The organism is Lysinibacillus sp. (assembly GCF_032093475.1).
Lineage (GTDB): Bacteria > Bacillota > Bacilli > Bacillales_A > Planococcaceae > Lysinibacillus > Lysinibacillus irui.
Window position 1 is genome coordinate 1 of record NZ_DAMDAY010000066.1, and the last position, 14106, is coordinate 14106.

The window sequence follows — 14106 nt, forward strand, 5'->3', positions numbered from 1 at the left end:
AGTAGAATGTACAAATGTACTTAACATTCTTCCTATTTCAGATACTAATAAGCAGCTAGTTCTATACCGTTTAAGCGGTCATCGATTACCTGGTTGGACGTGGCAACAGCTTGCGGATGAACGAAAGGAATCCGTGCTTGATAGTCAGTTAGCTTTTATTGAAACACTACATATTTTATTAAATGAAGTGCATCAAACAAATAATGATTATCCTTTACTTGGGCAAATAGCAGAAGGATTAAAAGTGAAAATATTGTTAACCGATTCTGCACAACAAACAGCACAATTATATGAACAAGGCTATTCAATAGAGCAAATTGTACAATTGAGGAAGTTAAAACAAAGTACAATAGAGGATCATTTTGTGGAATTAGCAATGTATGAACCGAACTTTTCTATTGGACCATTCGTCTCATATGAAGAAGCACAAAAAGTTTGGCAGGCGTCGGCGCAATATCAAACAAAAAAATTAAAAATATTACATGAAGCTTTAAATGATATGAGTTATTTTCAATTAAGGCTTGTCCTTGCGAAAGGAGAAGTTTAAATGGAACTTGAACAATTATTGCAAAAGCATTTTGGTTATTCATCCTTTCGACCAGGGCAGAAAGAAGTCATTGAAGCTATACTGGAGGAACAAGATGTTATTGCGTTATTACCAACAGGAATGGGGAAATCACTTTGCTATCAGCTCCCAGCCTATACGTTAGAGAAGCCGGTATTAATTGTTTCGCCATTGCTCTCATTAATGCAGGATCAAGTGGAGGAACTGAAACGTTTCGGGGAAAAAAGGGTTGTTGCACTAAATTCCTTTTTAACCGTCACGGAAAAACGCTATGTGCTACATTATTTAGAACAGTATCGCTTTATTTTTACATCACCAGAGATGCTCCTTCAACAGCAGGTACAAGAAAAACTAGCACACATAAAGCTAGGATTAATTGTAGTAGACGAAGCGCATTGTATCTCACAATGGGGATTTGATTTTCGGCCGGATTATTTACGCATAGGTGAATGGTTTTCGAGGGGAAATCGTCCACCAATCTTAGCATTGTCAGCAACAGCAACGAAAAAGGTTGTTCAAGATATTAGGGAGACCCTATCACTTAAGGCTCCATTTGAGTTTATGTATAATGTGGACCGACCAAATATTCATTTAGGTCGCATTGTAGTAGAGGATAAGGCTGATAAATCTAAGTGGCTCATGCAACATATTAAAGAAACGGCAGGCCCAGGTATTTTGTATGTTTCCTCTCGTAAACGTGCGCAACAATACAGCGAGGCCCTTTTACAAGCCGGTATTCGGACTGCTGCATACCATGCGGGCTATGGTGCAGAGGACCGTCAGTTTATCCAACAACAGTTTATAGATGGTGAACTGGATTGGATAGTAGCAACAAATGCTTTCGGCATGGGGATTAACAAACTAGATATACGCCAAGTAATACATGAATCTATGCCTGGCAATATTGCGAATTATATGCAGGAGATTGGACGTGCCGGTCGAGATGGTCATTCTGCGCTTGCCATTTTACTGTATAGTGATGGAGATGAAGAGCAGGCGAAATTTGTTGTGACAGGTGATTTGCCGACACCTCACCATGTTGATCGCTACCAGGAATTACTTAATCAGCAAATCCAGCCAGCACAAATGCTAAAGAATGGCGAGTTGAGTGAGACAGCCTTTCGAGTGTTGGACTACTGGATTCAACAAGAATCTACGGAACAAGTAAAGGCCCGACTAAATCATTTAGCCCTAGAGAAATACCGTGCAGTGGACGAAATGCTTAAAATCATTCAGACAAAAGACTGTATTCGTGAACATTTAGTCGGGTATTTTGGGCAAAAATTGCAGAAAAGGCCGGAAAACTGTTGTGAAAATTGTGGAATCCATTATGATGAAATCAAGAAAACACGCTTACAAGAAGATAAGAAAATGGAAATGATGTCATGGGAAAGTCGATTGCAGCAACTTTTAATGGGTATTTAGACTAAAACTGACGGTCATTTACTTTTTTCGTAAAATTCGTCATAATAGAAATGATAGAAAGCGTAGTAAGGTTGGGGGAAAGGCGAATGAATAAAGAAGATTATCGCGATAAAATAGAAGAGCATCGTCAATCATTTGAAGATGAGCAAAAAGAGCAGTCTTTATCGAGAGTTTCCAGAATGAACAAAAATGGCAATAAAAACAAAAAGCCAAAAAATTCAAAACGAAAAACACCATTAATGACAATTCTTTTTGTTATTTTTATCCTTATTCCATTAACGATACTCATTTATTTTTGGAAGTTTTATGAACCAGGAAAAACGATTGAACAAGCTGAGAAGGATACAGCAGAACAGGTCGTCGAATTAGATCCTTCAGAAGCATCTGCATCAAATCAAGATAAAAAGGATCAAGACGGTCAGGCTGATAAAAAAGCTCAGGAGCAATCTCAAAAAGATGCAGATAAACTAGCGGCTGAACAAAAGGCCGCGGAAGAAGCGAAAAAAGCGCAAGAGGCTAAGAAGGCTGAAGAAGCGAAAAAAGCCGAAGAAGCTGAAAAAGCCGAAGCAGCAAAACGAGCTGAGGAAGCTAGAATAGCTCAACAACAGGCGGAGGCTGCGAGAAGAGCCGAAGAGGCTAAAAAAGCCGAAGAAGCAAAACAAAATGCTAAAGCAAGTACACATACTGTGAAAGCAAATGAGAACTTATACCGCATTGCATTAAATCATTATGGCGATGGCAGTGAAGCGACATTAGCAAAAATTCGCGCAGCCAATGGCATGTCTTCGAATACTGTCATGGTTGGTCAAGTAATAAAACTACCTTAATGTATAAAATAACAGACAAACGTTCACACCAAAACGTATGTCTGATTTAGCAAAAAGGCGATTCGTTTGTTAAGAAGAATCGCCTTTTTGCTGTCGTAAGGAGAAGTGAGGGAATGCTATATTTAGGGCTATTGCTATTAATAGCTATTGCCTTTCTACTTTATATGTGGAAGGTAGCGTATGAAAACAATGTTTTGCATCACCAGCTAACATTACAGGGTGAGCAGGAGAAGGTACGATTATTTTTTATTTCAGATGTTCATTTGCGTAAAATAAATAAGAAAATGATTGACCGGTTAGAGGGCCATTTTGATGCTGTCATCATTGGTGGGGACTTTGCAGATAGTCGTACACCCATTGCACGAATACATGAAAATTTACAATTAGTAACTTCTATCGGACCAACCTACTTTGTTTGGGGGAATAATGACAGAGAAGTTGGAGAGGAAAGGCTGAAGGCCATTTTACAAGAGCATCAGGTTCAAATCATCGTCAATGATGCTGTGCTACTTCCCACCAAAAATCGCTTTTGGCTAAGTGCCATTGAAGATACAACGGTGAAGGAATATAGTTTTGAAAAGGCCTTTGCGAAGGTTGGAGAGCAGGATTTGGTTGTTTTTATCGCTCATAATCCAGGTGTTTTTGCCAAAGTTCGTGCAAAGTTCCATGCTGATTTAATGATGGGAGGGCATTTACATGGGGGGCAGATTCGATTCGGTCCCTATGGTGTACATCCAAATGGTTCTTATCGAGAGCGAGATGGTGTCATGACCTTAGTTAGTAATGGCTATGGCACGACATTAGTACCTTTCAGACTAGGTGCTAAGCCGCAATGTCATATTATTGATATTGATATTGCGAGTAAATAACCAACCAAAATCTGTGAGAAGGCGTATAATAAAAAGATATCATCTATTCTATGATGATGTGAAAGCATGGAGCAGCAAATTGTGCTGGTCCAATTCGATTGGAGTGTCAAGAAATGCAGCAAGCAGATGCAATTATTGTTGGAGGAGGCCCTTGTGGTTTAGCAGCAGCAATAGCTTTGCAAAATATTGGATTACAACCTATTGTGATTGAAAAAGGAAATATCGTAAATGCTATTTATCATTATCCAACACATCAAACATTTTTTAGTACAAGTGAGCGTTTAGCGATTGGTGACGTACCCTTTATTATTGAAGGACGTAAACCAAAACGCAACCAAGCATTGGTCTACTATCGTGAAGTTGTCCGTTTAAAAAATATACAGGTTAATCGCTTTGAAAAAGTACAAAGTGTTGTGAAAAATAAGGATATGTTTACGGTTACTTCCGATAAAGATACGTATGAAACGCCGTATGTTGTCATTGCAACGGGTTACTATGATCACCCAAATTATTTAAATATCCAAGGCGAACAGTTACCGAAAGTATTCCATTATTTTAAAGAGGGTCATGAATTTTTCGATACAGATGTTCTAGTTATTGGTGGTAAAAATTCAGCTGTGGATGCAGCGTTAGAATTGAATAAAGCGGGTGCCCGAGTAACGGTTGCCTATCGAGGAAGTGAATATTCTTCAAGCATCAAACCTTGGGTATTACCTGAATTTGAAGGGGTAGTTAAAACAGGGGAAGTTGCTATGCATTTTAATACGAATGTGTTAGAAATTCGCGAGCATGAGGTTGTTTTAGAAATAGATGGTCAAGAGCAAATAATCAAAAATGATTTTGTTTTTGCCATGACTGGCTATCATCCAGATCACTCCTTTATTAAAGCAATGGGAGTAGAAATTGATGAAGAAACAGGGCGTCCTTATGTTACCCCAGAAACGATGGAGACTAATATCGAAGGATTATTTATTGCGGGCGTCATTGCAGCTGGGAATAATGCAAATGAAATTTTTATCGAAAATGGGCGTTTTCACGGAGAATGTATCGCTCAAATTATCGAGCAAAGAAGAAAATAATGAAATGGGCTGTATAGGCAATGTAGCTTATACAGCCTTTTTAGCAAGGAGGGCCTTTTTTGTTTGGGTGGTACTGGCTATTCAGTTATATAATAGGAAACTTTATGACGGCCTATTTCGTTGGAAAGATATATAAGGTTAATTTACAGCAAGAGCGCAGTAAAAACTTAGGTGCTCGAAATGCAGGAAGTGTTATTGGAAAAGCGGCCTTTATTTGGACATTGCTCGGGGATTCACTGAAAGGTGTGCTAGTAGTCGGATTAGGCCATCTGTGGCATTTGGATGAATGGATCATTATTGGGGGTGCTGCATGGGTTATTGTGGGGCATCTATTTCCTATTTGGTTGAAATTTAATGGGGGAAAAGGTGTGGCTACTTTTATTGGTGTAGGTCTCGCTCTATCTCCGAGCCTATTTTTTTGGATGATTATAGGAACTGCGTTTGTGATGGTTTTTACAAGAAGTTTGACACTTGGCATGGTCGGGGGCTTTATATTCTATGTCGGTGCAATCATTCTTGCAGGGAAACTAGAGCTCTATAGTCTGTTAGTCTTAGCCATTGTATGTATGCTCATCAAGCATAGGTCTAATATTCAGGAGTCGTTGACAAGAGGGAAGTGAAGAGATGTATTGGTGTAAAATTGCACAAACGAATGAGGAATTTGAGGCCATTGCCCAACTGAATTATGAGACTTTTGTAGAAGAAATTCCACAGCATAAACCAAATGCGACAAGAAAAAAAGTTGACCGATTTCATCAACAGAATACGTATGTTGTCGTGTACAAGGAAACAGAACTAATTGGAATGTTGGCATTTAGAGATCAAAGACCATTTTCCATAGATGAAAAAATTGGTAAGGTTGAACAGTTTTTAGAGAAGGAAAATTGTGCTAAGCTATGTGAAATTCGCTTGCTTGCAGTAAAAAGAGGTTATCGGACAGGGCGTGTACTTCTAAAACTTACACAGGCCTTAAACACATTTGCCTACGAAAAAGGCTATACAGCGGCAGTGATTTCAGGTACAACTCGTGAAGAAAAGCTCTACCGACAAATGGGTTTTAGACAGTTTGCGCCAGCGGTAGGGGAAAAGGAAGCATTATTTTTACCGATGGTGCTTACTAGACATGAATTTGAGCAGTCACTACAACATAGACTATCTGCGGACCATTTTACTTTTTATCCAGGGCCTGTAAAGCAATTAGAGCAAATTGGTTATACAGATTTATCACACCGTTCATTACCATTTTATGCACTCTATGAACGTGTACAAAAAAAGTTACTGTATTTATCGAAAGCAAATCATGTTGGCATCATCGTTGGTACAGGGACGTTGGCAAATGAAGTGATGCTTGCGCAACTAAAGGAACAACAAGTTGGAAAAGGACTAATCTTAACAAATGGAGAATTTGGTGAACGTTTAAGAAAGCAAGCTATTCGTTGGTCATTACAATTTGATGTGGTAAGAAAAGACTGGGGGACAGCGTTTGATTTCGATGAAGTGGCGTCGCTGTTAGCAACAGGTTCTTATCAATGGATGCTAGCAGTACATGGCGAGACTTCTACAGGGACTTGTAATGATTTAGAAAGTCTTAGTAAGCTCGCCAAACACTATCAGGTAAAGCTGTGCATAGATAGTATCAGCACGTTCGGGGCCATGCCATTTTCTTTACAAGACTGCTATTTAGCAACTGCCGTGAGTGGTAAAGCTATAGGTGCATTAAGTGGGCTAGCTTTTGTTTTCTCTCAATCACTTGCACCATCATCTGCCACGCTTCCTACTTACCTAGATTTAGCTAATTATCAGCAAGGAGCCATACCATTTACGCTCCCAGCAGTGTTACTTGGCAATGTTGATAGGTCATTGCAAGCCTATCCAGAAAGGTATGAGCAACTACAGCAACGCTTTAAGGCATTGCTGAAGCTACCGATCATGCAGTATCAATATTCAACAGTTCAATATCCAATGTTGGTAACTGTTCAACTGCCGAGCACCTTTTCAAACTTACACATTGATTTAGCATTAAATGGACTATTCGTGCATGGTGATAGCCATTATTTACGTCAAAAGGGATTCCTCCAATTTTCGGTTATTCAACCAGATTTCGATGAAGCCCTCCAACGACTTGGCGAAATATTGAGCTACTATGAAAAGGTCATAAAGACAGAGACGTTGACTTTACAGGAAAAAGTCCTTTAAATTTAACGGAGAGCCTGTAGTATTAAGTCCAATTAATAATTTTAAACGTGCCTTTTGACCATTAATCCCTGTGGCAAAAATTGCGCCCAAATCTTCTAGCATTTTACCGCCACCAACATAACCATAAACACCCTCTGCAATACCATTGAAGCAGCGGGAAACAAGTATAACAGGAATGTCTCGCTGTATAAGGCTTTCAATGCCCTTTACAACAGATGGTGGGACATTTCCTTGTCCTAAGCCTTCAAGCACAACACCATCATATTTACAAGCAAGCACAACATCAAGTAAATCTTCTTCCATACCGGCATAAACCTTTAACATTGCTACACGCTTTGATAAATTATCAACTTCTACATATTGTCTACGAATAGGTGCATGATGGAATAAGATACGTGATTTTGTAATCAATCCAATCGGTCCATACTGAGGGGATTGAAAAGTATTTACTGAACTTGTGCTTGTTTTTGTTGTATTAACCGCAAGATGAACTTCATCATTCATCACAACCAATACTCCTTTGTCACGAGCTTCATCATCAACAGCTACACGAACTGCCTCCACTAAATTATAAATGCCATCTGCCCCTAGTTCGTTAGATGAACGCATTGCACCTGTTAGCACGATCGGAATGGCTAAATTTGTTGTTAGCTCTAAGAAATAAGCAGTTTCTTCCAAAGTGTCAGTGCCGTGTGTAATGACAACTCCATCGATTTGCTGTGACATAATTTGTTCCATCATGACATGGCGTAATTGCAGCATTTCTTTCGGTGTAATATGAGGAGATGGAAGATTAAAAGCTTCTATTTCAATGATGTCTGCAAGGGATGCCAGTTTATTACTTTCCTTCATGAGTGGATTTTCTATATTTGGCATGACCGCTCCTTCAGCACTCATGGCCATGGAGATTGTGCCGCCTGTATGAATTAATAAAATTGTCTTTTTCATAAAAAATAAAATCTCCTTTTAAAAAGTTTTTTTGTCATTACATGGTATAATAATAGCAGTCTATTGTTGAAAGGAGCCGGCATCATGATCATTTTATTATCTGCTGCCATTGCTCCCGGTCTAGCGCTTTTTAGTTATTTCTATTTGCGCAATCAGATGGCTACGGAGCCAAGAAGAACTTTACTACAAACGTTTTTATACGGTGCATTCTTAACGTTCCCTATCATGTTTTTACAGTATGTATTAACAGAGGAAGGGGTATTTCGATATCTTTATCTTCAAGACGTCCTTTTTTCTAGTGTTATTGAAGAGTTTTTTAAATGGTTTGTTCTATTAATTGCCATTTACAATCATATAGAATTTGATGACCCTTATGATGGTATATTGTATGGTGCCAGCATATCACTTGGTTTTGCGACAATTGAAAATGTCCTTTATTTACTTTCTTTTGGCTTGGACACGGCATTCATGCGAGCCTTATTACCAGTCTCAAGTCACGCATTGTTCGGTGTCGTCATGGGCTATTATTATGGACGTGCTAAGTTTTCGAAGCTTGTAAAGACAAAAGAAATGATTGCAATGGCGCTTTGTGCACCTGTTGTACTTCACATTCTATACAATACAATATTATCATTCAAAGGTCACTGGGTTTATTTAATGATTCCTTTTATGTTGTTTTTATGGTGGTTTGGCTTGCGAAAAGTAAAGCTTGCCCATTACCATCTAGTTCAACATTTGCATATGCAAAAGAAAATTTAAAGCGTAGAAATCGTCAAAGATTTCTACGCTTTATTTCTTTATTAGCATGTATAAATTACTTCTTTTGTTTCAAGCTATAAAAAAAAGGAGTGATAAAAGTGCGTTTAGTCAGCATACTTTTTGCTTTGATATTAGGAATTAGTATAATTGCGATTCCTCAAAATGATGCAATAGCTTTTAGTGACCAGCAAATTACTCGTGGTGCCTACGGAGATGATGTCATTGAATTGCAATCCAGATTACAATACTTAGGTTTTTATAAGAGTAAAATCGATGGCAAATTTGGCTATAACACATACTGGGCTTTACGTAATTTCCAAGAGAAATATGGTTTACCAGTAGACGGGATTGCTGGCGCAAAAACAAAGAAAGCGTTAGCAGGCTACTCTGATTATGATGAAAAATGGGTAAAAGCACAATTAAATGCGGGTAATCAATTTACTTATTATGGTGGCAAGCCACTTGATCAGCAGGTACAAAAAGGTACTGGTGGCGGTAATAGTAGTGGGAGCAGCAATAATAATGGAACTCAAACGCAAGTCCCACCAAAATATACAGAACGTGATTTGCAGTTAATGGCGAATGCTGTATATGGAGAGGCTAGGGGAGAACCGTATGAGGGGCAAGTAGCAGTAGCAGCTGTTATTTTAAATCGTTTAGAAAGCCCCGATTTCCCTAATACAATTTCAGGTATTATATTCCAACCACTAGCTTTTACAGCAGTAGCTGATGGACAAATTTGGTTAGAACCTAATGAACGAGCAAAAGAAGCCGTTATTGATGCAATGAACGGCTGGGATCCATCTGAAAATGCGTTATATTATTTCAATCCAAAAACAGCAACAAGTAAATGGATTTGGTCACGTCCACAAATTAAACAAATAGGAGAGCATATTTTCTGTTCATAGAAAGGAGGAACATCGATGAAAACTTGGCTCGTGGTCTTAACGATTGCTGTTATTGGGTTAGGGGCATACAGCATAGATTTACATGGCGATAAAGAAGATTTACAACGTACCGTACTAGCGCAATATACAGATAAGTTAACAGATGCATCTGAAAAACTATCCCATCTCCAGCGGGCTGTATCACAATCCCTCTTGTTTCAAGACGAGCAGGCGATTCACAGTGAGCTAGACTCGGTTTGGCGCTTAAGCTCAGAAGTTCGTTCTTCCATTGCTAATATCCCGATTGGACAAGAACTATCGAATGAATGGATGAATTATTTAGGACGACTTGGCGATGAAGCAAAAAGAACAGCAAAAACAGGTGATTATGAGGCTTGGCGTGATAAGATGCCGCAGGTCTCCGCAAATTTACAATCCCTTTCTGATGATTGGACAGCTGCAACAGTTGATTTTTATAAGCATGATGGAAAAATGGATGTTTGGCTACAGCAAGTTGATAATAAAAATCCAAACACAAAATTTGATACTGTAAAAGATACGTTAAAGGGTTACGGAGAAAAGGATTTCCCGCTAACACTATCAGAATCTGATTGGCAGAAGAAAATCGAGTTAAAAGCATTGCAGGATGCTGTGATTACCGAAAAAGAAGCGTTAGAAAAAGTCAAATATTTATTCCCTGCCATTAAAGACGCAACATTTACGGTCACTAAAAGTAGTGACACCGCACCGTATCCTTTCTATCACATTCAATTCCATCAAGGGATACGTTTAGGCTATGTAGATTTGACGGAAAAGGGAGGACATTTACTGTCCTATTTAGTAGAACGTCCTGTTGATGAAGCAAAGCTCTCACAAGAGGAAATCCTCAAAAAAGCTCAGGAATATGTGAAGAAACTAGGCATGAAAGATGTGGCTTATGTGGAATCACGAGAAAATCATCAAGCATGGCATGTGACATTTGCCCGTGTACATCCAGGGGACAATGCGTTAATTTATGCGGATGGTGTTCAATTAAAAGTAGCGAAAGATACAGGTGAGCTGTTAGGTGCGAATGCAATGGAGTATATTCAAGAAGAGAATATTAAACCACAAACAGCGAAACCTATTGATTGGAAAACATTCTTCCAAGACGATATTCAAGTACAAGAGGTAAAAAATATTTATACAGATAATGGCCAATTTGAACAGCGACTTTGCTATGAGGTCATTGCATTACGTGACGGAAATACTCAGGAAACATTTAGAATTGTTATTGATGCGGAAAACCACAATGTATTAAAAGTGGAATATCTAACTTAATAATAAGAAAATACTACCAATTTTTATAGCCAAAATAAACTTCTCATGAGATAATTAAACCATATTTTTCGTACGAGGAGATGCTCATGGAAATAAAAATTGGTACACATTTACAACTTGAACCTACGTATACAGAGCAAGTGGAGAAATTCCGCTGTAAAGTTGTAGAGCAACAAGATCATATTCTTTATATTGATTATCCAATAAATATGGCAACGAAGAAAACAGCATTTTTAATAGATGGCTCAGAATTTAGAGCAACCTTTCGTACCGAGGATAAACAATCCTTTGCTTTTAATACAGAAGTAATTGGGCGTAAAGCAGGCAATATACCAATGATTATGTTGCATTGTCCAAAGCCCGAGGAATTTATAAAAATTCAACGACGAGAGTATGTTCGTGTTGAAACGCCAGTGGACGTTGCTATTCAGTTCAACGATTATAAGTATCAACTTGTGACTGTTGATATTAGTGCTGGAGGCTTGGCACTCATCTTGAAGGGAGAAGTAGCTTTCAATGATGGTGATGAGATAAAATTAACGATTGTATTACCTTTTGCGAATGGAGATGTCAAATACGTCATTACGGATGCAACAGTCGTGCGCATTTTTGAAAAAGACGATAAACGCATTGCGACCATTCAGCTAACGGATACAGATGATGTCGATCAACAGCATATTGTACGTTTTTGCTTTGAACGCCAATTAGTCAATCGTCGTAAAGAAGTGAATCCTTTCAATGTTTAATTTCCTTCATAATATTTTTACAAAGCCCTCTCCTAGCAGAGGGCTTTTTTGGGGTTATATGTTACAATATGAGGTGAAGAAAGTAGGGAAGAATAATGAAGAAAAACATTCAAATTGCGATAGACGGGCCTGCAGGTGCTGGTAAAAGTACAATAGCCAAAATAGTTGCTGAAGCACTTGGTTTTACTTATATCGATACAGGTGCCATGTACCGAGCAGTTACGTATAAAGCGATGCAACAAAACATACATTTAGATGATGAAGCAAAATTAGCAGAGATGTTAATGACTAGCACAATTGAATTAAAGCCATCTCCACAGGGCCAGCTTGTTTTTTTAGATGGTCGCAATGTATCGGCTGAAATTCGTTCAAATGAAGTTACTTCCTCTGTTTCTCAAGTAGCTGCCCATGCAAATGTTCGAGAGCTATTAGTTGCTCAACAACAAAAGCTTGCAGCTAATGGCGGTGTTGTCATGGATGGACGTGATATTGCTACACATGTTTTAAAGGATGCAGAGCTAAAGATTTTTATGTCTGCAACAGTAGAAGAACGTGCAAGAAGACGATTAATCGATAATCAAAAAAGAGGGATTGATTCTTCTCTTGAAAAACTTCAGGAAGAAATTGCGCTACGTGATAAAAAAGATAGTGAGCGTGAAGCATCGCCACTTATTCAAGCTGAAGATGCAATATTTTTAGATACAACAGCATTGTCCATTGATGATGCAGCACAAGCTATTTTAAAATTAGCAGAAGAAAAAATGCTATAAATCCTAAAATTTCAGACATTTTTTGAATTTAAAGGATTTATTTTTGTCTTTGTCTTCAATATCGAATAAAATAGTAAGGGAAGATGCGAAGGAGGGTTACATATGTCTGAAGAAATGAACTATGCAGAACAAACGTTTAACGAGGGTGATATCGTCAAAGGTATTGCAGCACAAGTTGATGAAAAGGCAGTATCTGTATCAATTCCAGGTGCACCGTTTGATGGTATTGTACCGATTAGTGAATTATCAAGCTTACACATTGAGAAAGCGTCTGATGTCATCTCTGTTGGGGATGAGTTAGAGTTGATGATTACAAAGGTAGAAGAAGAGAACTTTGTCCTATCAAAACGTAAAGTGGATGCTTTAAAAGCATGGGATACACTAGAGCAACAATTTGCCGCAGAGGAAATTTTCGAAGCGGAAGTAAAAGATATTGTTAAAGGTGGTCTTGTCGTAGATTTAGGTGTACGTGGCTTTGTACCAGCATCACTTGTAGAAGACTACTTTGTCGATAATTTTGAAGGCTATAAAGGAAAAACGTTAAGCTTTAAAATTGTTGAGCTTGATAAAGAAAAAAATCGCCTAATCTTATCTCATCGTGCAGTAGTTGAAGCAGAAAAAGCTTCACAGAAGAAAAATGTCATTAATCAAATTAAAGCTGGCGATGTATTAGACGGTAAAGTACAGCGATTGGCTTCATTTGGTGCATTCATCGACCTTGGTGGTATTGATGGGCTTGTTCATATTTCGCAAGTATCACATGAGCATGTGAGCGATGTGAGTGAGGTTTTAGCTGAAGGACAAGATGTAACAGTGAAAGTTCTTTCGGTGGACCCAGAAAATGAACGCATTTCATTATCCATCAAAGAAACAATTCCGGGACCTTGGTCAAATATCGAAGAACGCGCAGCTAAAGGCACGATTTTAGATGGCCGAGTAAAACGTCTAACTTCATTTGGTGCATTTGTAGAAGTATTCCCTGGTGTTGAAGGCTTAGTGCATATCTCTCAAATCGCCCATAAGCATATCAACACGCCACATGAAGCGTTAAAAGAGGGACAAGAAGTACAAGTAAAAGTACTTGATGTCAATGCAGAAGAAGGACGCTTAGCGCTGAGCATTAAAGAATTACTAGAAAATCCAGAAGCAGAAGAAGTGATTGACTACGAATTACCAGAAGAAAACACAGGCTTCTCATTTGGTGATGTAATTGGCGATCAATTAAAAAACTTTAAATAAAGTGCGGGGCGAGGATGCAAACATGCATCCTCGCTTTTTTGTTGGGGTGGAGAATAGAGCTTCTTAAATGATGGATAGAATTCATAAAGTAGTGGAAATAACTTAAAGTAGCGGATAGAACCTTCAAAGTGGAGGATAGAACTTAAAAAGTAGTGGATAGAGTCCTCAAAGTGGCGGATAGAACCCGTAAAGTGACGGATAAAACTTAAAGTAGCGGATAGAACCTTCAAAGTGGTGGATAGAACTTAAAGTAGTAGATAGAACCTTCAAAATGGAGGATAGAACCCAAAAAGTAGTGGATACAATCCATAAAGTGAAGGATAAAACTTAAAGTAGCGGATAGAACCTTCAAAGTGGAGGATAGAACTTGAAAAGTAGTGGATAGAGCATTCAAAGTGACGGATAGAACTAATAAAGTGAAGGATAGAACTTAAAGTAGTAGATAGAACCTTCAAAATGGAGGATAGAACCCAAAA

At 38.4% G+C, this 14106-nt stretch carries 14 protein-coding genes; 13 read left to right on the plus strand and 1 reads right to left on the minus strand.

The window, feature by feature from the left end:
- From RT445_RS14185 to RT445_RS14215, 7 genes are all read left to right on the plus strand, one after another.
- The coding region (locus RT445_RS14185) for a helix-turn-helix domain-containing protein (protein ID WP_313470742.1) at window positions 1–547 on the plus strand (547 nt) is incomplete at its 5' end.
- Window positions 548–1990: a RecQ family ATP-dependent DNA helicase gene (locus RT445_RS14190; protein WP_313470743.1), complete on the plus strand. Its 1443-nt coding sequence runs from the start codon at window positions 548–550 to the stop codon at window positions 1988–1990.
- A gap of 86 nt (window positions 1991–2076) precedes the next feature.
- Window positions 2077–2817 (plus strand): LysM peptidoglycan-binding domain-containing protein, encoded by a 741-nt coding sequence (locus RT445_RS14195; protein ID WP_313470744.1) that lies wholly within the window; start codon window positions 2077–2079, stop codon window positions 2815–2817.
- Window positions 2818–2930: 113 nt separating this feature from the next.
- A complete protein-coding gene (locus RT445_RS14200; RefSeq protein ID WP_313470745.1) occupies window positions 2931–3686 on the plus strand; it encodes a metallophosphoesterase in 756 nt (251 codons plus the stop codon).
- A gap of 113 nt (window positions 3687–3799) precedes the next feature.
- Window positions 3800–4765 carry a YpdA family putative bacillithiol disulfide reductase gene (locus RT445_RS14205; RefSeq protein WP_274796332.1) on the plus strand — a complete coding sequence of 322 codons (966 nt, stop codon included), beginning with the start codon at window positions 3800–3802 and terminating at the stop codon, window positions 4763–4765.
- Between the two features lie 59 nt (window positions 4766–4824).
- Window positions 4825–5385, plus strand: coding sequence for a glycerol-3-phosphate acyltransferase (locus RT445_RS14210; RefSeq protein WP_274796333.1), 561 nt, complete (start codon window positions 4825–4827; stop codon window positions 5383–5385).
- A 4-nt stretch (window positions 5386–5389) separates the two neighbouring features.
- Window positions 5390–6961: an aminotransferase class V-fold PLP-dependent enzyme gene (locus RT445_RS14215; RefSeq protein WP_312505664.1), complete on the plus strand. Its 1572-nt coding sequence runs from the start codon at window positions 5390–5392 to the stop codon at window positions 6959–6961.
- On the opposite strand, the gene RT445_RS14220 is transcribed toward RT445_RS14215, so the two are convergent.
- Window positions 6941–7909, minus strand: a complete 969-nt coding sequence (locus RT445_RS14220) for an asparaginase (protein WP_274796335.1) — start codon at window positions 7907–7909, stop codon at window positions 6941–6943. The genes RT445_RS14215 and RT445_RS14220 overlap by 21 nt on opposite strands.
- An 84-nt stretch (window positions 7910–7993) precedes the next feature.
- Here RT445_RS14220 and prsW point away from each other — a divergent pair, with 84 nt between their 5' ends.
- The 6 genes from prsW (at window position 7994) to rpsA (ending at window position 13630) form a co-directional block, all read left to right on the plus strand.
- Window positions 7994–8668 carry a glutamic-type intramembrane protease PrsW gene (prsW, locus tag RT445_RS14225; protein ID WP_004232588.1) on the plus strand — a complete coding sequence of 225 codons (675 nt, stop codon included), beginning with the start codon at window positions 7994–7996 and terminating at the stop codon, window positions 8666–8668.
- A 98-nt stretch (window positions 8669–8766) separates the two neighbouring features.
- Window positions 8767–9576 (plus strand): spore cortex-lytic enzyme, encoded by an 810-nt coding sequence (sleB, locus tag RT445_RS14230; RefSeq protein ID WP_274796336.1) that lies wholly within the window; start codon window positions 8767–8769, stop codon window positions 9574–9576.
- Between the two features lie 15 nt (window positions 9577–9591).
- Window positions 9592–10875 (plus strand): PepSY1/2 domain-containing protein, encoded by a 1284-nt coding sequence (locus tag RT445_RS14235; RefSeq protein ID WP_274796337.1) that lies wholly within the window; start codon window positions 9592–9594, stop codon window positions 10873–10875.
- Window positions 10876–10961: 86 nt separating this feature from the next.
- The gene (locus tag RT445_RS14240; protein WP_274796338.1) at window positions 10962–11621 is read left to right on the plus strand and encodes a flagellar brake protein; all 660 of its coding nucleotides are present in this window, start codon (window positions 10962–10964) and stop codon (window positions 11619–11621) included.
- Window positions 11622–11716: 95 nt separating this feature from the next.
- Window positions 11717–12391, plus strand: coding sequence for a (d)CMP kinase (cmk, locus tag RT445_RS14245; protein ID WP_274796339.1), 675 nt, complete (start codon window positions 11717–11719; stop codon window positions 12389–12391).
- A 102-nt stretch (window positions 12392–12493) separates the two neighbouring features.
- On the plus strand, window positions 12494–13630 hold the full coding sequence (gene rpsA / locus RT445_RS14250) for a 30S ribosomal protein S1 (protein WP_274796340.1): 1137 nt from the start codon (window positions 12494–12496) through the stop codon (window positions 13628–13630).
- Window positions 13631–14106 lie beyond the last annotated feature (476 nt).